Origin of the sequence: Bacillus sp. FJAT-42376, assembly GCF_003816055.1 — a bacterium.
Classification (GTDB): domain Bacteria; phylum Bacillota; class Bacilli; order Bacillales; family Bacillaceae; genus Metabacillus_B.
Genome location: NZ_CP033906.1, coordinates 3,607,676 through 3,631,395, shown reverse-complemented (window position 1 = coordinate 3,631,395; position 23,720 = coordinate 3,607,676). Strand labels below are relative to the sequence as shown.

Below are 23,720 nucleotides of genomic sequence, written 5' to 3'. Positions count from 1 at the left end.
AAGAGGTTGGACGTAAATGGCAGATAAACAGTTTAACAAAATGGAAGAGGAATCTTTCAGTCAAAGGGAAGAGATTGAAATTGACCTGCTGCTGGAAGGTGTTTACCGCCTGTCTGGCTATGATTTTCGGAATTACATGCGTTCTTCTATTGGAAGAAGAATCAGAAACAGGATGCGAATGGAACAAATTCCAAGTATATCGAGACTTCTTGAACAGGCAATTTATGAACCCGAAATACTGAATAAGCTGCTAAATGATTTCTCCATCAATGTAACCGAGATGTTCCGCAATCCAAGTTTCTTTAAATCCTTTAGAGAAAAAGTCGTTCCGCAGCTGAGAGATCTCCCTGTGATTAGAATCTGGCATGCCGGATGCTCAACAGGAGAGGAAGTCTACTCGATGGCCATCCTTCTTGAGGAAGAGGGTCTTGCAGATCGGACCCATATATTTGCTACTGATATGAATGAAAGAGTGCTGGAGCAGGCAAAACAAGGGAAATTTGCACTTGCAAAAATGCAAAATTACACAAAAAATTATTTTTTGTCCGGTGGACAGCGCTCTTTATCGGAATTTTATACGACAGATGAACGATTTGCTTATTTCCATCCCAAGCTGCTGACTAATATAAGCTTTGCCCAGCATAATCTTGTAACGGATCAGTCTTTTAATGAGTTCCATGTCATCGTTTGCAGAAATGTACTGATTTACTTTACAGGAGCTCTTCAAAATCAAGTGCATCATTTGTTCCATCAAAGCTTATCCGACGGCGGGTTTGTTGGATTGGGAGATAAAGAATCTTTAAAATTCACGGAAGTTGCCTATCATTATCAGGAGTTTGTTCCCAGTGAAAAAATCTATCGGAAAATCAAATGAAAAAGAGACTGTGACATAAGGTTACATGCTAATAAAAAGCTCTGTTAAACTTGGCTGTTGATTTCCGTTACAGGCGCTCAGCGACCAGCGGGGCCGGCGGTGAGCCTCCTCGCCGCTTTGCGCCTGCGGGGTCTCACCTGTCCGGCAGCTCCCGCAGGAGTCTCGCGCCTTCCACTGCAATCAACTGGGTTTAAAAAATCAACTATACACTTTAACATAGCGAAATAAAAAAACCGAACGATTATTTGAAACTCTGGTATAGAGCTTCTTAATCGTTCGGTTTTATTGTTTTTCATGCTTTTTTCAAAAGAAATATTGGGCTTAAGGACAACAATTTTAGTTATGTCCCAGCCTCTTTTTAGCTGCTGCCCTGAATCATCAGCAGGCACATATCATCTTTTTGAGGAGTATTCTGTTCATGGAGGCCAAGCAGGTGAATGGGAGAGAGTGTGCTGCCTGACCATTTTTGGCTGGCGATATATTGAAGCTTTTCAAGCATCGCGTTTTCATCTTCTCCAACATTCTCATACACTCCATCAGTAAACAATAAAAGCTGGACGTTATCTGAATAAGTAAGCATTTTGCTGGTAATGTTTATTTCTTCAAAAAATCCGACTGCACAGCTTCCTGTATCCAGTGAAACTAATTCCCTGTTATCCAAAAGGGCATAGCCTGGAGGATGGCCGGCATTCACATACTCCACTGTCTTAGCTTTCGTATCAATGACAAGGTATATCGCTGTGAAATAATAATTATGTTCTTTCGTCTGGTCTGATAAAAGAGCCATATACCGGTTTAGCTCTTTTATAACGAGAACAGGATGTTCAAGCTGTTTGATGGAATCCCGCAAAACCGATGAAATATACATGCAAATCAGTGAGGAAGAGATGCCGTGCCCCATCATATCCAGCAGGATCACTCCGTATTTATGATCGTTAAAACGGTGCCAGTAGTACATATCCCCAGCCAGTTTATTCGAGGGCATATGAGATACATGGATCTGAATATTGTCTTCATTTAGAGGAGGATTTAAGAGACTCTTCTGAATCTGCATGGCAAGATCCAGTTCATGAGACAATTTTTGCTCTTGCTCAGCATGCCAGTCCTTCTCCTGCTTCAAGCGGAGTGCCACTCTGATTCTTGCAAGCAGTTCTACTTTATTAATAGGTTTTGTAATGTAATCATGTCCTCCCACGTCCAAAGCTTCGGCAAGTTTGTTGGAGTCCTCAAGAGCGGTAACAAAGATAATCGGAATCTCTTTCAGGTGTTCATATTGCTGTATTCTCCTGCATGTTTCAATTCCGTCGATTTCAGGCATCATGATATCAAGCAGAATCAGATCCGCTTGAGGGGCGGGACTGTTTGGCGAATCGATTTTTAAATAATCGAATAGAGCCTGTGCGGAAGATAGGGATACGCTGTCCTCGTATCCTGCATTTTTAAGAATTTTTTCAACAACAAATAAATTTACTGGATGATCATCTACAATTAGAATTTTCATTACGGGCTCCATACTTAGATTTAATACTATTATTATACTAGAAGACGATTGAAAGAGGGAGCTTTTGGTGTTTTGCACAAATATCACAAAAGAATGGGGGAGTGCAAATAGAGGCCATGCCGGATAAGGTTCAGTTTCAAAACAGTCAGGATGAAATGACTATTTGAACCTGCAGACCCGGGCACTTATATTTTCAATGACTGGCATAATTCATCCCTTTATAGGGAAATGAAAAAGGAGCATCTTATATTTAAGGGGGAAGTTCAATGAAACAGGCGGAACTTGTATATGACGGGAAAGCAATTTTGGCGGAAGGCCCGGTATGGGATGACCGTGAAAGCATGCTGTACTGGATAGATATTCACGGGAAGGCGATACATATCTATAATCCGGAATCAAAAAGGGATCAGATCATCCATACAGGACAGAAAATCGGCGCGATTTCTCTGATGGAAAAAGAAGGTTTGATCGCTGCGATGGAAAATGGCCTTTACAAGATAGATCTTCAAACAGAAGAAAAAAGCTTCATTACAGATCCGGAAAAAGAAAAGCCTGATAACCGGTTTAACGATGGGAAATGCGATCCGAAAGGGAGATTTCTGGCAGGAACGATGCAAAAAGAGGGACAGGGAACAACCGGTGCTCTCTACAGTTTGGATGAACACCAAAATGTAAGGAAGCTCCTTGACGAAGCGGGAATATCCAATGGGCTGGCATGGAATCAATCTGGTGATACGTTTTACTATATCGATACACCGACCCAGAAAGTTGCGGCTTTCGATTATGATTTGGCATCCGGAAATTTGTCCAATAAGCGAACCGTGATTGAAATCCCGGAAGAAGAAGGGCATCCGGATGGCATGACAATCGACGCGGAGGGGAATCTGTGGATTGCTCATTTTAACGGATCCCGTGTCTCAAGATGGAATCCGGATACAGGCGAAAAGCTTGAAGAAGTTCATCTTCCTGTATCCCAAGTCACATGCTGCACGTTTGGCGGAAAAGACTTGGACGAATTATATATCACAACAGGACGTGAAAACCTCGAAGGCGAAGAGCTTGCAAAACAGCCGCTTGCAGGCGCCATTTTTAAATATAAGACCGATACAAAGGGGGTAAAATCAAACCGCTATAAAGGATAATACCGGGAATCAGCGGAAGCTGGTTCTCTTTTTTGACAATTTCTGCTCATATTCATGCTAAAATGAAGGAGCAACATCAAAAGAGGGGGTTCTGATGATGACACAAATTCCTATTTCTGTTCAGATGTATACGCTAAGAGACGAATGTGAAAAAGACTTTTTGAAAACGCTTAACAAGGTGGCTGAGATTGGGTTTGATGGAGTGGAATTCGCCGGGTATTACGGAGTAAATCCGGCTGATCTCCGGAAATACCTCGATGAACTGAACCTTCGTGCCTCCGGAAGCCATTTCGTGCTGAAAGAGATGGAAGAGAACCTCGATTTCTGCATAGAGGCTCAAGCCATTTTAGGCAGCAGGCATCTTATCATTGCCTATCCGTATGACCGCATGGAAAAAGAAGAAGAATATCATGAGCTCGCGGCCAAGCTTAACGGAATGGGGAAGAAAGTTCATGAAGCGGGGCTTACACTCAGCTACCATCATCACGAATTTGAACTGCTCACGTTTGGCCAGAGAACGGGCATGGAAATCTTGATGGAGGAAACCAATCCTGAATGGGTTCAATTCGAACTGGATATTTACTGGCTAACCCACGCAGGCAAAGATCCTGCCGATTGGATTAAGCGATACAGCGACAGAGTCTCGCTCGTTCACATGAAGGATATGGAAACTGGTGAAGACAAAGCATTTGCTGAACTTGGAGCCGGAATTTTAAATCTAAAAGCAGTTGTTGAAGAAGCCGGCAAAGCGAATGCAGAATGGCTGGTCGTGGAGCAGGATATTTGTAAGAGATCTCCCCTTGAAAGTGTGTCAGCAAGCTATAGCTATTTAAAGGGCTTATCCATCAAAATATGACGAAAAGCTGGGCATCTGCTCAGCTTTTTTCATTTTCTATTCAGCGCTGCAGCCTCAGAACGAACACGTTTGAAAAGGAACTTTCCATTCCTCTCAAAGACAGCCATTATGAAGCCGCAGCGTCAATGGACGGTGAATTTTATGCAATCCTCAGAGGGAAAAGTGCAGGATTGCAGCTTAAGGCCCTGGAATTCAAAACAAAGAAAACGTTGTATCCTGGAATCATTTCATTGAAAAGCAGAGAAGCAAAAAAAGGACATCATTCAGATGTCCTTTTTGATGAAGCAATCGCCTGAGATAGAGTAGAACGAATATTGGTTTTCTCAAAAGAGAGGCCAAGCTGCATGGCTGTCATCGCAATTTCAGGACGAATGCCTGAAATTGTCGTTTTCACTCCGATGAGAGCGAGGGTGTCAATCAGCTGAAAAATTTCCTGTGCAACCATCGTATCAATGATCACGACTCCGGATAAATCAATAAACAAATGCTCGATTCCTTTCTGTGAACATTGTTCCAGCGTGTTTTCAAGGATGATTTTTGCTCTTGCTGTATCTATGTCACCGACAAGAGGCAAGAGTGCGTCCTTATTCGCCAGGCTGATAACCGGAGAACTGAGCTCGTATATCATTTCCTGCTGGGCTTTCAGCTGCTGTTTCGCATTGTTCTCAGCTTCTTCGACAAACTTTAAAATGGCTGTATCAAATACTTCTGTCATATCATTAATCCAGCGCTCCTCCAGTTCCCAGGAGACATCATCAGCATGATCTCTGATAAACTCTTTGACCAGAGCAATATACTGTTTTCTCGTTCTTTTAAACTCCTTGATTACGAAGTGATTTGGAGTTCTTAAATGGGCTCCGTCTCTTGCAATTCTATGAACCCATTCATAGAAACGGTCCATGAATTTTTCTTTATCCTCTATAAAAATATCAGGTGCGATATGATGGAATTCCAAGTTTTGGGCTTTAATCCCGCTAATGATTTCAGGGTCTTTTGATCCGTAAACCGTGGAGGAATCATAGTTCTCCAGAGTACTGTACCAGTCCTCAGTGAGTCTGTTGGCGTTAGCATTAAAATAGTCTCGAAGCGCCTGATTGATATTCATAAGTTTCCCCCTAAAATAGTCTGTCTACTAGCCATTTTACCAGAAATAACAATCGGTTACCCGTATGAGAGAAAATATATAAACCGCCTGAGCCGCTTGATTCATCCGGGTGTTTATGCAATTAAGAAAAACAATATTTCAGCATAATTTCACAGGAAGAAAAATTACTTGATGACCCGGCTATTCATCCTTCTTCAGACAACTAGAACGGGATTCACAGCGAACCATGCTTTGACGCTGTAGATTCGCCTTAATCACTAATCAGACACATGGTTAAAGAGTCTGTAAAACGAGAGCTAAATAGTACCCTGCGATACTAATTTTTCCTTTTCTCTTCACATTTTCCTAAATTAGCCGATTTATATATTGGTAGAAGGAAGAATGAGGAGGTAAGCACGGATGAGATTAAAAAATAAAGTAAGTATTGTAACCGGCGGATCAGAAGGAATTGGGAAAGAAACGGCGCTTCGATTGGCGGCGGAAGGATCCAAAGTCATTGTCTCTGATATTAATAAGGAACTGGGGGAAGAAGCGGTTCGCCTCATTAAGGAAAATGGGGGAGAAGCGGTTTTTTTCCAGACAGATGTAACTAAGTTTGATCAAGTAGAAGCACTCGTAGAATTTGCGGTTCAAACTTACGGCGCTGTTCATGTCATGTTTAACAACGCGGGTATCGGGTTTAATAAGCCATTTTTAGAACACTCTCCCGAGGATTACCATAAGGTTGTCGATGTGAATCAGCATGGTGTTTATTACGGAATGCTTGCAGCAGCAAGGAAGATGAAGGAACTGGGCATAAAAGGAGTCATTATCAATAATGCGTCTGTCTTCGGCTTTGTTGGAACACTTGGCATTACGGGATATCAGGCTGCGAAAGGAGCGGTCGTTATGCTGACAAAGCATGGAGCGCTGGAGCTTGCCCCTTATGGAATCCGGGTAGTGGGAGTAGGTCCGGCGGCTGTTAATACAAAAATTGTACAAGGATACAAAGACGCAGGACTGCTTGAATACATGAAGCAGCAGCAGCTGACGCGCAAGCTGATTGAACCGGAAGAAATTGCTTCGATTGTGGCTTTCCTCGCAACAGATGAAGCGCGTTCTCTCAATGGCTCTGTCGTAATGGCCGATGACGGTTTTGCGAGCTTTAAGTCTGACATCAGACCATAAACAGCATAAGCGGCAGAAGTGCCGCTTATCTTTTTGGCTATGTTGAAAGCATGGTGTTGATTTTGAAACACCTGCTGATTGGAACGGAAGGCGTGAGGCTCAAGCAGGCGCAAGGCGGCGAGGAGGCTTGCCGGCCGCCTGAGGATAAGCGAACGTCTGACAGCTGCAATCAACAGCCAGGTTAAACAGAGCTGGCTTTTTAAAAATATTTGGATGGAGAGGTATTCACATGGAGAATGTTCAGCAAATGATTACAGCGGACATCAAAAAGAAAAATGTATTAATGTATACTGCGTTCACAATTTCACTTGTTTTGGCCCTTTTAAAATCTGCCGCAGTAAAAGAATCGGAAACTGCGGTCCTCTTTGCATCTGAACTCATCTTATTTACCGCCGTTTTCTTCCTTGCTCAAAAGTTCCTTAAGAAATTCATTCTGTTTCCTTATATTAGTGTCGTCCTGGTCAATGTATTTACGATGATTGGTATCTATGTAGCCGGGGGAGGATGGACAGTAGTCATCATTACATTCTTTTTGGCCATTTTTGCAGCGGTTCATTTCCGCAAACTGATTTTTGCGATTGGTTACACCCTTGGGTTTATTACTATATTGCTGGCCGCCGTTTTCAGTACAAAGGAATTGGCCGAAATTCAGGCGAACATGGCCATGGTCATCCTGGCTTATATCTTATCCGGTTTGATTTTGGCGGTCCTCATACATTTGAATAAAAAACAGTCTGAAAAAATCCAGCATCTAGTGATTGAAACGGAAGAAAGAGCAGCAGATCAAAAAAACAAAGCAGAACAGCTGCATGAAAACATGCTCCAGATTCTTGAGAGTGTAACCGTTGCAAGCGAGCGGATTGCAAGCAATTTAAGCGCACAGGGTGATATGAAGGCAGGAGTGAACGAAATAGCAGCCGGCAGCTACCAGCAAGCAGAACAGATTTCGAATATCTCCCAGAATACAGCTGTTTCCCATGAAATGATGGCAGGCTTGAGTGGCGAAATGAAAATGCTCTTAGAAAAGACTGAACAGACGAAGGGCATTACGAATGAAGGGGAAAAGAAGGTAATCGACTTTACCAAGGATGTATCTGACATTCAGGAAACCATATTGGATCTGAACCGTGCTTTTCAAAAGCTGAGTGAGAAAGTGAAGGAAACGAATTCTTTTTCCAACAGCATTAAACAAATATCTGAACAAACCAATCTTCTTGCATTGAATGCCTCCATTGAAGCGGCAAGAGCAGGGGAGGCAGGAAAGGGATTTTCGGTTGTTGCGGAAGAAATCCGCAAATTGGCTGAAATGACCAATAAAACAGCTGAAAGTATTACAGAAAACCTGCTTCAGGTAAACAATGATAATGAATCAACCCTTCAAAAAATGGAGGAAAGCGAAAAGAAAATTGCCGATGTTCTTGGGTCTTCTGAAGATGTCGGGAAATATTTCGGGAAATTAAAAGAAATGATTCAGACAATGAACGGAAATTTTTTAACAGCTGAAACGGTATACAGCCAAGTGCTGGATAATAGTTCAGAAGTAGAAGCAGCAACAGCAGAACTGGCAGCTATTATTGAACAGGCGAGTGCAGGACTTCAGGAAATGAATGCAGCCGTCGAGACGCTGACAGAGGATAATGGGAAAATTGCAGAGCTGATGAGCCAGACATCCGAAAAAGCAAAGAATATTATGGATATTCATCAAATGTAAAGAGTTGGCTATGTAAAGCATATTGTTGATTTTTAATAGCGAACGTCAGCCATCTGCAATCAACAGCCAAATTTAACAGAGTTAAAGAGTGAAAAAAAGAAGCCGCTGGCCGGCTTCTTTTTGTGTAAGGAAATAAGTGATAGAATGGAATAATAGACTTCTCAAATAAAACGGAATGACGAGGTGGAGCATGAAAGGCGAAGAGAACGAACTTGACGGATTAAAATCTGAAATAGAAAGACTTAAACAAATAGTAGCTGACTATGAACAGCTGATCAAAGATTTGTCCGCTCCCATTATTCCATCTATTATTCCCGACACAATCCTTGTCCCTTTTACCGGCATGCTGTATGCGGAACGGTTTGAAATGATGATTGCCAAAATAACGGAATACACATTTTCAAGACCTGTGAATACAGCTGTTATCGATTTTACGGCTATCTCTAAAAAGGAAATTGGTGAAGTTTCCGTGTTTGGAAGATACGTTGAAAATCTTACATCTACCCTGAATTTAATGGGAGTCCAGGTTCTGTATGTCGGCTTTACACCGGCCATTACACAAGTACTTGTAGAATCCGGCCTATCCTTTGTGAAAGAATTAAAAACATTCTCTACGTTTAAAACCGCTTTGCAGTATTTAATGAAGGAAAAGGGAATAGCTTTTCGTACACTCTCTTAATCAGCCTGATTTGTTTTTTAAATGGTTCTGTTAAAGCCTAATGTTGATTTTTAACACCAGTTGATCGAAGTGGAAGGCGTGAGTCTCCTGCTTAGAGCAGCGGGGCGGGTGAGACCCCGCAGGCGCAAAGCGGCGAGGAGGCTTGCCGCCCGCCCCGCGGAAGGAAGAGCGCCTGTAAAGGAATTCAACAGCCAAGTTTAACAGAGCTTTTTAAATACATAATTGTTATGCCTTTTGCAATCAGCCCCGCACTGAAATATCTTCTTAACAAGGATACATATGTAATTCAGATGGGAACTTCTTCCGTTCAATAATTGCTTATTTTTGGGGGCTTTTGCCTCTTTTATTCAACACGTGAAAAGGAACAGGGGAGGATTCGATTGAAAAAACTTTTAGACAGAAAGATCGTGTTTGCAGGACAGCGGAAAGCAGACGAAATTAAAAAAATGATTGAGAACATGGGGGGAACGTTCCTGCACCGTCCGGCACAGGGAACGGTGTTTCTCAATGATGAAAAGCTGAAAGCTGATGTACTGGATATGATCAACCATCATTATGACTGGATCATTTTGACGACAGGAATGGGCTCTGAAGCCATTGTAAAAAAAGCGGAGGAGATGGGAAAAGAGAAGCAGTTTCTTGATGAGCTGGAGCGGATGTCTATCGGAATACGGGGCTACAAAACAGCTCAATTCCTGAAGAGCAGGAATCTTTCCGCAGCAGCAAAGGATGATGATGGAAGCAATGCAGGATTGCTGAGGGAACTTGCTAAACATGAGTTCAAAGGAAAGAGAGTCGTTCTTCAGCTGCATGGGGAACGCGCCCCTATGCTTGTTGAATTTTTTCAGCAGCAAGGAGCAGAATGCAAGGAAATCCAGCCTTATCTCCACGTTGCCCCGGATGAGCAAACGATGCATACGCTCCTGGACGAAATCATCAGCCAAAAAATTGACGCGGTTTATTTCACGAGTAAGCCGCAGGCAAAATTTCTAATGGAATTCGCAAGAAACTGCGGTACAGATCAACAGGTTCTTTCCGCCTTTTCAGAGAGTGTGGCGGCGCTCGCAGTCGGAAAAGTAACGGCCCAGTCTTTAAGGGAAGAAGGAATAAGCAGAATAGTGGTTCCGGATCATGAGCGAATGGGAAGTGCGATTGTGGAGCTTGCGAAATATTTTGAAACGAAATAATGCTGTGATACCGCCTCTGTAAAGGGGCGTTTTTTTGTATCGTCATCCTCTCCAGACATTGCGGTCCGGGTAATAAAAGAACAAAAAAATGGTAAAAATAGGCTGTGTGCCTTCTATCCTTTTTTTAGCTGTCAAACCACCGGGATTAGAGTATTTTTTTCCAATACTGTTTACATCTATAAAGTTGGGGAAAGGAAAAAGGTAGAAGCTTTTCATGAAATTTTCGTGCAGAGAGGAAGCGGAAATATGCCGGAAACATTTAATGTAAAAATTAATGGCACAGATGCTAGAGCCCATGAGAATCAAACCATCCTTGACCTTTTATCTCATTCATCTATTGAGGTTCCAAATGTCTGCTATCATCCAAGTCTTGGGGCCATTGAAACGTGTGACACATGCTTAGTTCAAGTAAACGGAGAATTTGTAAGATCCTGTTCGACTTCTCTAAAAGAAGGAGATCAGATTGACACGGTTTCCAAAGAAGTGAAGGAAGCACAAATTATCGCGATGGACCGCATTTTGAAAAATCATGAGCTGTACTGTACAGTTTGCGATTATAACAATGGCGGCTGTGAAATACATAACACCGTAAAAGAAATGAAAATCAACCATCAAAGCACTCCTTTTGCCCAAAAGCCCTACCCTGTCGACAATTCTCATCCATTTTACCGCTATGACCCTGATCAATGCATCCTTTGCGGCCGCTGTGTGGAAGCGTGTCAGAATGTTCAGGTTACAGAAACCCTCTCGATTGACTGGGAAAGAGGGAAACCACGCGTAATCTGGGATAACGATGTGCCGATCAATGAGTCCTCCTGTGTATCCTGCGGGCATTGTTCTACAGTATGTCCGTGCAACGCCATGATGGAAAAAGGAATGGAAGGCGAAGCTGGATATATGACCGACATTCAGAAGGAAACACTTCGTCCTATGATCGAAATTACCAAAAACGTGGAGACTGGCTATGGCTCCATCTTGACTATTTCCGATATGGAATCCGCTATGAGGGAAGAAAGAATTAAAAAAACCAAAACGGTCTGCACATATTGCGGCGTTGGCTGCAGTTTTGACGTCTGGACAAAAGGCCGGGATATTTTAAAAGTGGAGCCTCAGGCAGAAGCCCCGGCTAACGGTATTTCAACTTGTGTAAAAGGAAAATTCGGCTGGGATTTTGTGAACAGCGAAGAGCGGCTGACAAAGCCTCTCATCCGTGAAGGAGACGGTTTCCGTGAAGCAGAGTGGGAGGAAGCGCTCAATCTGATTGCCAATAAATTTACGGAGATAAAAAATGAGCACGGTTCGGATGCCCTGAGCTTCATCAGCTCTTCAAAATGTACAAATGAAGAGTCTTACCTGATGCAAAAGCTTGGCAGAGCGGTCATCGGCACGAACAACATTGATAACTGTTCAAGGTACTGCCAGACTCCGGCAACGATGGGCTTATTCAGAACGGTAGGACACGGCGGAGATTCAGGGGGCATTAAAGATATTGAAATGTCCGAGCTTATTTTGGTGATTGGCTCCAATACATCGGAATCTCATCCCGTTTTATCAACAAGAATTAAGCGGTCTCACAAACTGCATCATCAGAAATTGATTGTAGCCGACATACGGAAGCATGAAATGGCAGAGCGCTCTGATTTGTTTGTAAATCCGAATCCGGGTTCTGATATCGTATGGCTGTCAGCGGTGTCTAAATACATTTTGGACCAAGGCTGGGCGGATGAAAGCTTTTTGGCGAATCAAGTAAACGGACTGAAAGATTACACAAGGAGTCTGGAGCCATACACAATGGAGTATGCGTCCGAAGCAACAGGAATCAAAATAGAAGACTTGAAAAAAATGGCTGAAATGATTCACGAAGCAAAAACAGTTTGTGCGCTATGGGCGATGGGAGTGACCCAGCATCTTGGAGGCAGCGACACGAGCACAGCTATATCCAATCTGCTTTTAATTACGGGAAATTACGGAAAGCCCGGCGCCGGAGCGTATCCGCTTCGAGGCCATAACAACGTCCAGGGTGCGAGTGATTTTGGAAGCATGCCGGACCGGTTCCCTTCTTATGAAAAAGTCACGAATCCTGAAGCGAGAGAGAAATATGAGAAAGCATGGGGAGTGAAAATCCCGGCCGAAGCCGGATTGAACAATCATGAAATGATTGCAGCGATCCATGACGGTAACTTAAAAGCGATGTACGTAAAAGGAGAAGAAATGGGAATTGTGGATTCCAATATCAATTATGTGCAGGCAGCCTATGAAAAACTGGATTTCTTTGTCGTTCAGGATATTTTCTTCACCCGGACAGCGCAATTTGCGGATGTGGTTCTCCCTGCCAGTCCAAGTCTTGAAAAAGAGGGGACCTTTACGAACACGGAGCGAAGAATCCAGCGCCTTTATCAGGTACTAGAACCGCTCGGCGATTCAAAGCCGGACTGGAAGATCATCATGGAAATCGCCAATAAACTTGGTGCGGGCTGGAAGTATGATCATCCAAGTGAAATCATGGCGGAAGCGGCCCAGCTTGCTCCATTGTTTGCAGGAGTGACGTATGACCGGCTTGAAGGATATAACAGTCTTCAATGGCCGGTTGCAGCGGATGGAAAGGATACCCCGCTGCTCTTTACGGATGGCTTCCCATTCCCTGATAAGAAAGCAAGACTTGTTCCGCTTGAATGGACACAGCCGCTGACTTACGACTCTGAGTATGATGTTCATGTGAACAACGGGCGCTTGCTCGAACATTTCCATGAAGGGAATATGACATATAAATCTGAAGGCATTACAGGCAAAACTCCACGTGCTTTTTTAGAGGTATCGGAAGTGCTTGCAGATGAAAGAGGAATTAAGACCGGTTCATTAGTAAGATTAGTGACGCCATACGGACAGGTGAAGGTACAGGCGCATGTGACAGACAGGGTCAGGGGAAAAGAAGTGTATCTCCCGATGAACGACAGCGGGGAGGCAGCCATTAATCTCCTGACAAGCAGCCATGCGGATAAAGATACGGATACACCGGCCTATAAAGAAGTAAAGGCGAGGCTTGAAGTGCTTGAAACAGAAGGAATTGATCCATTGCCAAGGGTTAATCACCGCAACGGAAATCCGAATCCGCAGACGGGAGTAGAGGTACAGCGGAAATGGGCAAGAAAAGATTATGTATTCCCTGGGGATCTGGTCAGGAAGGAGCGGAAGAATAATGGCTAACGCGACGACTAAAATCACGAAACTTGAATTAAGTGAAGAGGATAAGCGGAAGAGGGACTTGCGTGAAGTGGAAGATGCCCTGGTGTCTAATAAAACAGCCATTCTGGAGTCGCTGAAACTGATGCAGCATATGCAGGACAGAGGAATTCTGCCCCTTTTAAACGGACTGCTCGGGCAAGGCGATAAAGTGCTTCACGTATTAGTGAAAGCGATGGATAAGCCGGAAAACACCAATACATTAAAAAACATGCTGCTCATGCTTGGGGTGCTTGGAACAATTAACGTTCAGCAGCTTGAGCCTCTGCTCATCAAATTGAATAAGGGAGTTGAGCGGGTAGCTGAAGCAAAGGATACAAATAAAAAAACGGGCTATCTGGATATGGCCCGGGCACTTAAGGACCCGGAAATTAATAGAGCGTTAACCTTGATGCTGACCTTTTTAAAGGGGGTTGGGGAGGAAACAGAGCATATGGAAAAAAATAAACAGCAAGAAGCACATGAACGTGTAGACAGAGGAGAAAATAATTAAGCAAAAGATGATGAGAGCTTCGAGACTTGAAGCAGAAAGTGCCTTGTTTTTCAGCGGAAGAAAAAGGAAGACAGTCAGGCTGAACCAGCCATAAAGAATAATCAAACAGGTACGTGTTCCCGTACCTGTTTGTATTTGAATGCTTTTCACTGGTCCTCTAACCGGAAAAGAAAGCGCTTTAGATAAATAGTCGCGGCACAATCCCTATATACAGGCATTAGAACGGGTATTATATGGTATAATTGCTATAGAGAGGGAGTGTCCTTTTGAAAAACTCAAACAACCTTTTTCACTCTGGTGAAAGGGCCATTATTAAGAAAACGAAAGAACCCGTGACGATTGCAAAATGCCAATATGTCAAACATATGAAGAAGTATTCGTATATCGTAAACGAAAATCCCAGTACCTTTTATTTCGAAGAGGAACTGCAGAAACCTGAATAAGGTGCATAAAAACAGGCAGCTGTGTCCAAAGCTGCCTGTTTTTTAGTTCAATTTTTCAACATTTACACGTCCGGAAAAAAAGACGGCTCCACCGCCCATGTCTGCAAGCCGGTCAGGGGTTAACGAATTTACAAGGTGCTTCTTTTCTTTAGTATCCGCCCATAAACCTTGACTGACCAAAACGCCGGGAAGGACGTTTGTTCCTACTGATACTGCAAGTTCACATTCTCCGCGGTCATTCCAGACCCTGGCCAAATCTCCGCTGATCAATCCTAAACGCCCGGCATCCAGTTCATGGATATGCACCCGAGGCTGCTTTTCAAGCTCAACATGCTTTTGGTTGTTATTAAATGTTGAGTTTAAAAAATTATGATTGGGTCCAGGAACAAAAAGAAATGGAAAATCTCCGTCTTTTACGAGAGGTGAGTAGGATGGAAGAGCAGGGTATCCATGCTTCATCATCTGTTCAGAATACAATTCAATTTTTCCGCTCGGCGTCGGCAGCTTTCCTGGGAACAGCGGTTTGACGTCTGCTTTTACATAGTCGTTTTCCATCAGGGCATCATAGCTTATTTCCTTAATATATGGGTTATCTGACTGATCCACAGCCTGCTTAATTAATTCAGCCTCTGACACATCGAAAAGCTCTGTATCCATATGAAACGCTTTGGCAAGCATACGAAAAAGCTCTGTATTGGATTTGGACTCCCCATATGTGTCAATCACAGGCCGCTGGATCTGCATAAAGTGATGCCAATAGGATGAATAAAAGTCCGTATTCTCAAAGGAAGAGGCTGCGGGCAGGACGATGTCGGCATAGGCTGCGGTTTCCGTTAAGAATAAATCATGAACGACCGTGAAAAGATCTTCTCTGGAAAGCCCTTCTTTAACTTTATTTGCTTCCGGAGCAACAACAGCGGGATTGCTGTTATAAACAAAAAGCGATTGTATAGGCGGATTGAGCTCTAGCAGGCTTCGTCCAAGCTGATTCATATTGATGATCCGGGTGTTTTTCTTTTCAAGCAAATCCAATCGTTCCAGCGCCACGCTGTTATGCTGAAGGTAGCTGGAATTTCCTTTAATTGCCCCGCCCCCTCTATGAAGCCATTGTCCGGTAACAGCAGGGAGACAGGCAATGGTCCGGACATTCATCCCTCCATTGTCATGATGCTGAAGCCCGTTTCCGATCCGAATAAAAGAGGGACTTATCTCGCCATACATCCTCGCTAGTTGAAAGAGGTCATCGACAGGAACTCCAGTAATAGCGGATACCGTATCCGGATCATATTGAATGACATGTTCTTTTAATTCTGCATAACCAACCGTGTATTTTTCAAGAAACGATTCATCAGCATAGTTTTCTTTAAAAAGGATATGCATTAAGCCAAGGGCAAGAGCGCTGTCGGTTCCGGGAAGAATGGGGATAAACCAGTCAGCCATTCGTCCGGTCTGATTCTTATGCACATCAATGACCACAATTTTCGCTCCGTTTTTCCGCGCTTTTTGGGCGAGCGCCACTTGGTGCATATTGGTGCTTACTGCATTGATTCCCCAAAAAATAATCAGCTTGGAGTGAATGGTTTCTTCCGGATCGATTCCCAGACTGCCTCCCATCGTATATCGATAGCCAATCGAACCCGCAACATTGCAGATTGCGCGGTCAAGCAAACTGGCACCCAGCTTATGGAAAAACCGGCGGTCCAGCCCTTCGGAAGAAAGGAGGCCCATGTTTCCGTAAAAGCTGTATGGAAGAATGCTTTCCGGGCCATCGGAGTGAATGAGTTTGGTCCAGCGGGATTTAATGGTTTCAATCGCCTCTTCCCAGCTGATTCTCTCGAAGCGCCCTTCCCCTTTGGGTCCAACTCTCTTCATCGGATAAGCAAGGCGCTTCGGATCATAGATACGATCCGTCATATGACGGACCTTGTTGCAAATGCTTCCTTTCGTCACAGGATGCTCCGGATCACCTTCCACCTTAACGATTTTTCCATTCTCTTTATGCAAAAGCAATCCGCACTGATCGGGACAGTCCAGTGAGCATACAGATTTGAATATCCCGTTTTTCTGGCTGACAAAAGATTTCATAGAAGAACCTCCTGAGATTCGGATAGAAGCTTTCTTACCTGCCAGCTGGCAGGTAAGAGCAGGACTGGGCAAATATTTTCCGGTTTTTGTTTTTTTTATCATACTGATAAACAGAGCAAATGAAAAGCAGGGATTTGACCGTAAATAAAGAATGGGTTAATTGGAAGGAAACTATTTTCCGCTTGGCTTCGTTTTATAGGTAAGCAGAGAGGTTCTCTGCAAATCAAGAGGAAGGGATGCAGCATAATGAAAAAAGCATGGTTGGCTTTACTTGCACTGGGAATTGCTTTCGGCGCAATGCCTCATGAGCCTGCTCTAGCAGCCGCTTCATGGTCCGGTTCAGAATTAAAACCCGGGCAAATCGGAAGGGTTACAGCATTGACAGATACCTCCATTTATACAAAAGAAGGTTCTGCTTACAAAAAGATTTCAACTCTAAAACAAAACCATGTATCAAGAGTTTATACAAATCGGGGCGGCTGGTTTGGAATCGGCGGAGGGAAATATGTCCAATCTGACAGAACAGTAAAATATGAAACTCCATCCAGGTCCCGTTATGAAGCAGTAAACGGGATCAAGTCCATAAGAATGAGAGAGGGCTCTGCTCCTGTAGAGTATCCTCAAATGATCGGGATGACGAACCGGGAAGCAGAGAAAGCCATTAATCAGGAGCTGAAGAACCAAGCGGGAAAAAGTGCCGTTCAATACAAGGCCTTTAAAGAAAAAGAAGAGAAGGATAAAGAGCAATGGGAAAAAGACGGCAAACCTTATAAATGGGTCCCATATGAGTACAAATCGACTTATGAAATCCACTTCAATAAAAATCATCTTCTGAGTATTGTATTTTATGAATACCAGTATTTAGGGGGAGCCCATGGGACGACCTTCGCAAAAACGCTTAATTTTAATACGCTTAATGGCACTCCGTTTCAACTAACAAAAGTCATCCATGATAAAATAGCCAAACTGAAAAATTATGCAGCTGCTGATTTGAGAAATCAGGCGAATAAACAGCAGACGGCTATTTTCGAAGACGCTTTAAAAGATATAACAATAAACAACAGCAGGACATGGACGTTTCACAGCAAAGGGATAAAGCTTATTTTTCAACAATATGAAGTGGGCCCTTACGCATCCGGAATGCCGGAAGTGACCGTACCGATTTCTGTATATCAATAGCCTTTTGGATTTGTCTAAACAGGATGCTTAGAGAAAAGAATAAAATGCACCGCCCTGATTCGGCATACAGAGAAGACGGGGGATAAAGGCAGCCAGCCAAGCGCCTTTGAAAATCAGCAGACCAGAAAAAAGGGGAAGAACCGCCAGTTATGGACGTTCAGACTGCCTGTCTGGGTGGAGGAATCATCGCAGAAGCAGAAACGGGCAGGAGCCGAGTATTGTATTGAACCTAACTCAAACGGACCGGTGAAGCAGCAGCTCCGGACTGTCCCCATCGATCAAAAAGAGGTAACTCAAGCTGGGACAATAAAAGAGTTAATGGAAGTTTGCTTGTTTAATAAAGAGGAGTTTAAGTCTGTTGATGCTTTGCCGCTCATTGTGAGTAAAAAGGATTGATATGGAGTCTCTAAAACTAAAAAATCTCATCAAATGAAAACAGGGAAACGCATTCTATGCATTTCCCTGTTTTCATTTAATATGACTGGCTAGTCCCTTGGGGAAAAGAGGGCTGGACCTCCCCTTTTCCCCAAGGCCCGATCAATCAAATCCAAGTAAATACTTGGAGCTGGCCCATCCTTTTTTTCCCCGATAGTCGATTCTCGACCATTCAGAACCCCATTCGTGAACCTTCACTTTTGCTCCTTTTGGAATGACCGTCAGGCTTTTCGCTTTCGTGCTGGAGGATGATCTCAAGTTTACATTCGCTTTTGCTATCCCGGTGCCGGCGATTGGAAGGACGTATTTAGAGCTGGCATAAGCGGTTTTCCCTTTATATTGAAAAGAAATCCACCCTGAGGTGATCCGTTTTATCTCAACGGCTGCTCCTTTTGGAAGGGTTCCGACGATTTTTGCTTTCGTACTGGCAGCAGCACGGATATTTAATTGACTGGCCGTCACTTCATACGTGTAGGCAGCGGATGCTTTAGCTGAATGTGTTTCTGCAAAAGGGAGATTTGTGCTGAGCGGCGACGAGAGTATACCAATGGCAAGAACCGTTGTACCTGCTGTTTTGAACCATCTGTTCATTTTATCCACCTCAATCGTTATTTGTATTCGAAAATAGAACGGCCTGAACAAGCAGATTGTTACAAGTTAAACTCAGATAAAACAAAAAACCTTCGTTCTCGGCAGAAGGTTTTTTGTTTTCATTTAAAAATTTTTTCTTCACTTTGGATTGGCAATTGACATTTTATGAATAGAATCATAATATAAAAGAAAAAGTTGCGTTAGGTAAAAATAATAGTAAGGGTGAAAAATAAATGGGTATTTCTAAAACAGTTTGTCTCAGCCAAGCGAATAAGGGAGATACCTTAAGAATCACCTCCCTCTCTCTTGAAGGGGTGATGAGGAGAAGACTCCTTGATTTAGGTTTTATTCCCGGCGCTGTTGTCAAGGTAGTCAGAAAAAGTCCGCTTGGAGATCCAATCGCATTCCGGGTCAGTCAAACAATCATTGCATTAAGAAAAGAAGAAAGCATGAAGATCGAAGGAGAGTTGATCGCTGATGAGTAATGTGTACCGCGTAGCATTAGCCGGAAATCCAAACACGGGGAAAAGCACTTTGTTCAATGCATTGACTGGATTAAAGCAGCATACCGGAAACTGGGCTGGAAAAACGGTCGACATGGCTGAAGGAACGATGCAGCATAAGGGCGAAACCTATAAGCTAATTGATTTGCCGGGAACGTATTCATTATTTTCCAATTCAAAGGATGAAGAGGTTGCGAGGAACTATATTGTTTTTGAAAAACCGGATCTTACGCTTGTTGTGCTCGATGCTACATCCCTTGAGCGCAACATGAACCTTGCTTTGCAGGTTCTTGAAATGACAACAAATGTTATTGTATGTGTCAATTTAATAGATGAAGCTGCTAAACGGGGCATTCATATTAATGAACAGCAGCTGACAAGGAGACTCGGTGTTCCTGTCGTCAAAATATCAGCCCGCAATAAAACAGGATTTCCCATCCTGTTTGACACGATGGACCGATTGGTTAAAGGAGTCATAGAATGCCAGCCTAAATTGATCAGCTACAATGAAGTGATTGAGGAGAAAATCAGCCGGATTGAACCTCTTGTCAGTCCGCTCATCGATGATGAACTTTCGGCAAGATGGGTGGCCCTGAGGCTGTTGGACGGAGACGAATCTCTGCTGGATGAATTAAAAGGACGTATGGCGGAAAAGGAGGGACTTCCCAGTGGAATTAAGTCTTCAGTTTGATCAGGTCCTTAGAGAAGCAAGGGACATATCTTCCGATGAAATAAGGGACGGGATTGTCCAAAGCCTCCACGAAAGAAGCAAAGAGCTTTGTGCCAGAACGGTGACGTACAGTAAAACGAAGGAGGATGTTCGTACTGAAAAGCTTGATGCTGTGCTGACTTCTCCTGTATTCGGTTTTCCTATTATGCTTGTGATGCTCGGGGCAGTCTTTTATTTGACAATTGCGGGAGCCAATATTCCTTCTTCCATGCTTGGTGAATTTTTTGGCTGGCTGGAAGGGTATCTGTCCGTCTTTTTTCAATGGGCTAAAGCCCCTGACTGGCTGTATGGAATCCTGGTGCTCGGTCTCTTTAGAGGAACAACCTGGGTAATCAGCGTTATGCTGCCTCCAATGGCCATATTCTTTCCTGTATTTGCCCTCCTTGAAAACTTTGGATATCTTCCAAGGGTTGCGTTTAATATGGACCGTATTTTCAAACAGGTTGGGGCACATGGGAAGCAGTCGCTGACGATGGCAATGGGGTTCGGATGCAATGCCGCTGCCATGTTGTCTACGAGAATTATTGAATCACCAAGAGAGAGAATGCTTGCCATTCTCACGAACAACTTTGTCCCCTGCAATGGAAGATGGGGAACGCTCATTGTTCTGTCCTCGTTATTTATGGCAGCAGGATTTACGGGAGGCCTGGCTTCTCTAATCACAACCGCTGTCATTGTTGGAATTGTTCTTTTTGGAATTATCGTTACCTTTGCGGTCTCTTACGTTTTGTCAAAGACGGCTTTAAAAGGGGTACCGACCCATTATACGCTGGAATTGCCGCCATATCGGAAACCGAAAGTCTGGGATACCGTTATCCGTGCCTCTCTTACCCGGTCCATTTCCGTCCTCATGAGGGCCGTAAAGATTGCTGCACCGGCTGCGATGCTGACATGGATTCTGGCAAACGTCTTTATCGGAGATACGAGCATCCTTATGTACTTCGTCAATTTTCTCGATCCATTTGGGAAAATGCTCGGAATGGATGGATATATTTTAGCTGCCTTTATAATCGGCCTGCCGGCAAATGAAATTGTTTTGCCTGTCCTTTTAATGGGGTATCTCTCCACAGGATCTTTGACGGAAGTCGATAATTTAATGGATCTAAAACAAATTTTCCTTGATCATGGATGGACTTGGCTGACGGCTTTAAATATGATGCTGTTCTCCCTGCTTCACTTTCCGTGCGGCACGACACTAATCAATATCTATAAAGAAACAAAAAGCAAGAAATGGACGTTCATGTCCTTTATCATTCCGACGGTTATAGCAATTGCGGTGACGTTTATTCTTGCCAGGGCGGCGCAGCTGTTTGGGTGGGTTTAAGGAAAGAGTAATGGAAAAGAAGCAAAAATCCTCAATCAAAAGGGTTTTTGCTTTTTTCTTTTTGGCTGGGTTAATAAATGATGCTGATTTTTTAACACCTGCTTAATGGAGAGGAGGACCTGCGGAAGCAGCGGGACAGATGAGACCTCGCAGACTGAAGGGTCACCGGCCGCCAGGAGCAGAAATGAACAGTCGAGTAGAGCTTCCTGTTTGGGAACAAAAGGAATAAAATAGAGTTACTACATCCATAGGAGGTTGAAAATGAAAGCTGCTGCAGTCCCGATTAAAAACCAAATGAATGCTGTATTTGTTCACGTGAGGAATTTAAAGGCTTCTGCCCAATGGTATTTTGAGCTGATGGGGCAGGAGGCTGATTTGGAAAAAGTTCATTCCCCTGTCTGCAACGTTCCTATCAATGGAACAACCTCTCTCACCTTGGATGATCACAGCTTTGATTCACAATTTAACGAACTTTCGAAAGAAGTCTCCCTCTTCAAGCGTGTGAAGGTGAGACAGCACCAACGGTAAGGGGGAGATGAATTTTGGTTGGGCGACAGCCCAAAGGCTTTTGTTTTTGCCATTTGGTATAATCAGTCTTATAACAAATAAGGACTCATTTATCAATGAAATTAGATAGTAATAACCATTCAGTATTCTTGATGCATTACCATCTTGTCTTAGTTGTGAAATATAGAAGAAATGTCATTGACGACACTATTTCAGACTATGCCAAAGATAAATTTGTCTCATTGGGTGAAAACTACAATATTACATTGGTCGAGTGGAATCACGACATCGACCACGTTCATATCTTGTTCAAAGCTCACCCAAACACGGAATTATCTAAGTTTATCAACGCATACAAAAGTGCCAGTTCAAGGCTTATAAAAAAAGAGTTCCCTCTTGTCCGAAAAAAGTTGTGGAAAGAGATGTTCTGGTCAAGAAGTTTCTGTTTGTTGACGACTGGCGGTTCTCCTCTTGAAATCGTGAAGAAATATATCGAAAATCAAGGGATGAAATGAGGTGATTTGATATGGCTAAACAAAACAAAGCGTATAAATTCCGCTTGTACCCAACAGAAGAACAGGTACTGGTTATCCGTAAAACCTTCGGTTGTGTTCGTTTTGTGTACAACAAAATGTTAGCGGAACGAAAAGCGACTTATGAACGGTTGAAAGAGGACAAAGAAGCATTGAAAAAAGTAAAACATCCGACTCCAGCTAAGTACAAGAGTGAGTTCGAGTGGCTGAAAGAAGTAGACTCGTTATCGTTAGCGAACGCTCAACTAAACTTGGATAAAGCGTATAAAGCCTTTTTCAAAGGAAACGCCAAGTTTCCGAAGTTCAAAAACAAACGACACAAACAAAGCTATACAACCAATGTCGTGAATGGAAACATTCAACTGTTGGATGGTCATATCAAATTGCCGAAACTCAAAAAGGTCAAAATCAAACAACATCGAGCTATTCCTGCGGAGTATGTCATCAAATCTTGTACCCTATCAATGACTGCATCAGAAAAATACTACATTTCCATCCTCACAGAGTACGAGAAGCAAATTGAAATTAAAAAAATTGAAAACGTCGTTGGGTTGGATTTTGCGATGGATGGATTGTATGTCGATAGCGAGGGTAAGAAAGCCAATTATCCGAAGTTCTATCGTCAAATGCTTGATAAATTAGCCCAAGAACAGCGTATACTTTCTCGCAAGAAGAAAGGCTCTTCGAATTGGAATAAACAACGTGTTCGAGTTGCCAAAATTCAAGAAAAAGTCGCCAATCAACGCAAGAACTTTCTTCACCATAAGTCAAAAGAAATGGTGAAAACTTATGATGCCGTCATTATTGAAGACTTGGATATGAAAGGAATGTCGCAAGCCTTGAAGTTTGGCAAAAGTGTTGCGGATAACGGGTGGGGGATGTTCACTTCTTTCTTGAAATACAAACTAAACGAACAAGGGAAGAAACTTGTCAAAATCGACAAGTGGTTTCCATCTACCAAGACTTGTTCGGGTTGCGGAAACACGCAATCAATGCCAATGAACCTTCGAACATATACATGTTCATGCGGGCTTCATCTTGACAGAGATGTCAACGCGGCAATCAATATCAAAAAAGAAGGCATTCACTTATTAGCGATTGCCTAGTCATAAATATAAACTCTTGGAACAAGAGGGTTAGCTTGGTCCATTTCGTCAGCTGGTAAAAGTGGCGATTACCCAAGAAGCCCCCACTTCAAGCAACCTGTAAGGGTGGTAAGTGGTGGGTAGTTCACAGCAAGCATAAGCCATAATCCAATTTTTAATCTCTATACTTCTGACATAGAGGAGGCTTATGTATACGTACAAAATAAAGGAATAAAGATTGTGAGGGAACTGGAATGGGCGGGCGAAACGGCCTGGTTCAATATACAGGATCCTGACGGAAATGTAATCATGATTGCCAATTGCTGAACGAGAAGAAAACAGCCGGGGGC

General features: G+C 43.2%; 23 protein-coding genes. 19 read left to right on the top strand and 4 right to left on the bottom strand.

From position 1 onward, the window contains the following. The first annotated feature begins 16 nt into the window (after nt 1-16). Nucleotides 17-874 (top strand): CheR family methyltransferase, encoded by an 858-nt coding sequence (locus CEF21_RS18255; protein ID WP_123918831.1) that lies wholly within the window; start codon nt 17-19, stop codon nt 872-874. Nucleotides 875-1,232: 358 nt separating this feature from the next. On the opposite strand, the gene CEF21_RS18250 is transcribed toward CEF21_RS18255, so the two are convergent. Continuing rightward, nucleotides 1,233-2,375, bottom strand: a complete 1,143-nt coding sequence (locus tag CEF21_RS18250; protein WP_123918829.1) for a SpoIIE family protein phosphatase — start codon at nt 2,373-2,375, stop codon at nt 1,233-1,235. A 266-nt stretch (nt 2,376-2,641) separates the two neighbouring features. On the opposite strand from CEF21_RS18250, the gene CEF21_RS18245 reads away from it, so the two are divergent. The 3 genes from CEF21_RS18245 to CEF21_RS18235 all read left to right on the top strand — a co-directional run bounded on the left by CEF21_RS18245 (nt 2,642) and on the right by CEF21_RS18235 (nt 4,669). After that, complete coding sequence (locus CEF21_RS18245) at nt 2,642-3,517, top strand: SMP-30/gluconolactonase/LRE family protein (protein WP_123918827.1); 876 nt, start codon at nt 2,642-2,644, stop codon at nt 3,515-3,517. A gap of 94 nt (nt 3,518-3,611) precedes the next feature. Further along, nucleotides 3,612-4,373, top strand: coding sequence for a sugar phosphate isomerase/epimerase family protein (locus CEF21_RS18240; protein WP_123918825.1), 762 nt, complete (start codon nt 3,612-3,614; stop codon nt 4,371-4,373). After that, on the top strand, nt 4,370-4,669 hold the full coding sequence (locus CEF21_RS18235; RefSeq protein WP_123918823.1) for a hypothetical protein: 300 nt from the start codon (nt 4,370-4,372) through the stop codon (nt 4,667-4,669). Before CEF21_RS18240 ends, CEF21_RS18235 begins: the two co-directional genes overlap by 4 nt. Here CEF21_RS18235 and CEF21_RS18230 read toward each other — a convergent pair. Next, nucleotides 4,633-5,478, bottom strand: coding sequence for an STAS domain-containing protein (locus CEF21_RS18230; RefSeq protein ID WP_123918821.1), 846 nt, complete (start codon nt 5,476-5,478; stop codon nt 4,633-4,635). The genes CEF21_RS18235 and CEF21_RS18230 overlap by 37 nt on opposite strands. A 399-nt stretch (nt 5,479-5,877) precedes the next feature. Between CEF21_RS18230 and CEF21_RS18225 the strand changes: the two genes are divergently transcribed. The 7 genes from CEF21_RS18225 (at nt 5,878) to CEF21_RS21400 (ending at nt 14,398) form a co-directional block, all read left to right on the top strand. Further along, the gene (locus CEF21_RS18225) at nt 5,878-6,645 is read left to right on the top strand and encodes an SDR family NAD(P)-dependent oxidoreductase (protein ID WP_123918819.1); all 768 of its coding nucleotides are present in this window, start codon (nt 5,878-5,880) and stop codon (nt 6,643-6,645) included. Between the two features lie 229 nt (nt 6,646-6,874). Beyond that, nucleotides 6,875-8,356 carry a methyl-accepting chemotaxis protein gene (locus CEF21_RS18220; RefSeq protein ID WP_123918817.1) on the top strand — a complete coding sequence of 494 codons (1,482 nt, stop codon included), beginning with the start codon at nt 6,875-6,877 and terminating at the stop codon, nt 8,354-8,356. A 190-nt stretch (nt 8,357-8,546) separates the two neighbouring features. Continuing rightward, nucleotides 8,547-9,035 (top strand): STAS domain-containing protein, encoded by a 489-nt coding sequence (locus CEF21_RS18215; protein ID WP_123918815.1) that lies wholly within the window; start codon nt 8,547-8,549, stop codon nt 9,033-9,035. A gap of 380 nt (nt 9,036-9,415) precedes the next feature. Then, a complete protein-coding gene (locus CEF21_RS18210) occupies nt 9,416-10,222 on the top strand; it encodes a uroporphyrinogen-III synthase (RefSeq protein WP_123918813.1) in 807 nt (268 codons plus the stop codon). 246 nt (nt 10,223-10,468) lie between these two features. Further along, nucleotides 10,469-13,426 (top strand): formate dehydrogenase subunit alpha, encoded by a 2,958-nt coding sequence (gene fdhF, locus CEF21_RS18205; protein WP_123918811.1) that lies wholly within the window; start codon nt 10,469-10,471, stop codon nt 13,424-13,426. Continuing rightward, nucleotides 13,419-13,955 (top strand): helical membrane plugin domain-containing protein, encoded by a 537-nt coding sequence (locus CEF21_RS18200; protein WP_123918809.1) that lies wholly within the window; start codon nt 13,419-13,421, stop codon nt 13,953-13,955. Before fdhF ends, CEF21_RS18200 begins: the two co-directional genes overlap by 8 nt. A 266-nt stretch (nt 13,956-14,221) precedes the next feature. Continuing rightward, entirely contained in the window at nt 14,222-14,398 is a 177-nt protein-coding gene (locus CEF21_RS21400) for a hypothetical protein (protein ID WP_164462239.1), read from the top strand. 42 nt (nt 14,399-14,440) lie between these two features. Here the strand turns inward: CEF21_RS21400 and CEF21_RS18195 are convergent, their stop codons facing one another. After that, complete coding sequence (locus CEF21_RS18195; RefSeq protein ID WP_123918807.1) at nt 14,441-16,483, bottom strand: molybdopterin oxidoreductase family protein; 2,043 nt, start codon at nt 16,481-16,483, stop codon at nt 14,441-14,443. 246 nt (nt 16,484-16,729) lie between these two features. Here CEF21_RS18195 and CEF21_RS18190 point away from each other — a divergent pair, with 246 nt between their 5' ends. Next, complete coding sequence (locus CEF21_RS18190; protein ID WP_123918805.1) at nt 16,730-17,662, top strand: DUF3298 and DUF4163 domain-containing protein; 933 nt, start codon at nt 16,730-16,732, stop codon at nt 17,660-17,662. A gap of 537 nt (nt 17,663-18,199) precedes the next feature. Here CEF21_RS18190 and CEF21_RS18185 read toward each other — a convergent pair. After that, nucleotides 18,200-18,688 carry an SH3 domain-containing protein gene (locus CEF21_RS18185; protein WP_123918803.1) on the bottom strand — a complete coding sequence of 163 codons (489 nt, stop codon included), beginning with the start codon at nt 18,686-18,688 and terminating at the stop codon, nt 18,200-18,202. Nucleotides 18,689-18,921: 233 nt separating this feature from the next. Here CEF21_RS18185 and CEF21_RS18180 point away from each other — a divergent pair, with 233 nt between their 5' ends. The 7 genes from CEF21_RS18180 (at nt 18,922) to CEF21_RS21790 (ending at nt 23,697) form a co-directional block, all read left to right on the top strand. After that, complete coding sequence (locus tag CEF21_RS18180) at nt 18,922-19,173, top strand: FeoA family protein (RefSeq protein ID WP_123918801.1); 252 nt, start codon at nt 18,922-18,924, stop codon at nt 19,171-19,173. Continuing rightward, nucleotides 19,166-19,882 (top strand): FeoB small GTPase domain-containing protein, encoded by a 717-nt coding sequence (locus CEF21_RS18175; protein ID WP_123918799.1) that lies wholly within the window; start codon nt 19,166-19,168, stop codon nt 19,880-19,882. Before CEF21_RS18180 ends, CEF21_RS18175 begins: the two co-directional genes overlap by 8 nt. Then, nucleotides 19,860-21,245 (top strand): nucleoside recognition domain-containing protein, encoded by a 1,386-nt coding sequence (locus tag CEF21_RS18170; RefSeq protein WP_123918797.1) that lies wholly within the window; start codon nt 19,860-19,862, stop codon nt 21,243-21,245. Before CEF21_RS18175 ends, CEF21_RS18170 begins: the two co-directional genes overlap by 23 nt. A gap of 261 nt (nt 21,246-21,506) precedes the next feature. After that, nucleotides 21,507-21,773: a hypothetical protein gene (locus CEF21_RS18165; RefSeq protein WP_206427783.1), complete on the top strand. Its 267-nt coding sequence runs from the start codon at nt 21,507-21,509 to the stop codon at nt 21,771-21,773. A gap of 95 nt (nt 21,774-21,868) precedes the next feature. Then, nucleotides 21,869-22,267, top strand: a complete 399-nt coding sequence (tnpA, locus tag CEF21_RS18160; protein WP_123913036.1) for an IS200/IS605 family transposase — start codon at nt 21,869-21,871, stop codon at nt 22,265-22,267. Between the two features lie 11 nt (nt 22,268-22,278). Further along, entirely contained in the window at nt 22,279-23,391 is a 1,113-nt protein-coding gene (locus tag CEF21_RS18155; RefSeq protein WP_123918795.1) for an RNA-guided endonuclease TnpB family protein, read from the top strand. 135 nt (nt 23,392-23,526) lie between these two features. After that, entirely contained in the window at nt 23,527-23,697 is a 171-nt protein-coding gene (locus CEF21_RS21790) for a VOC family protein (RefSeq protein WP_346773375.1), read from the top strand. Nucleotides 23,698-23,720: the final 23 nt, after the last annotated feature.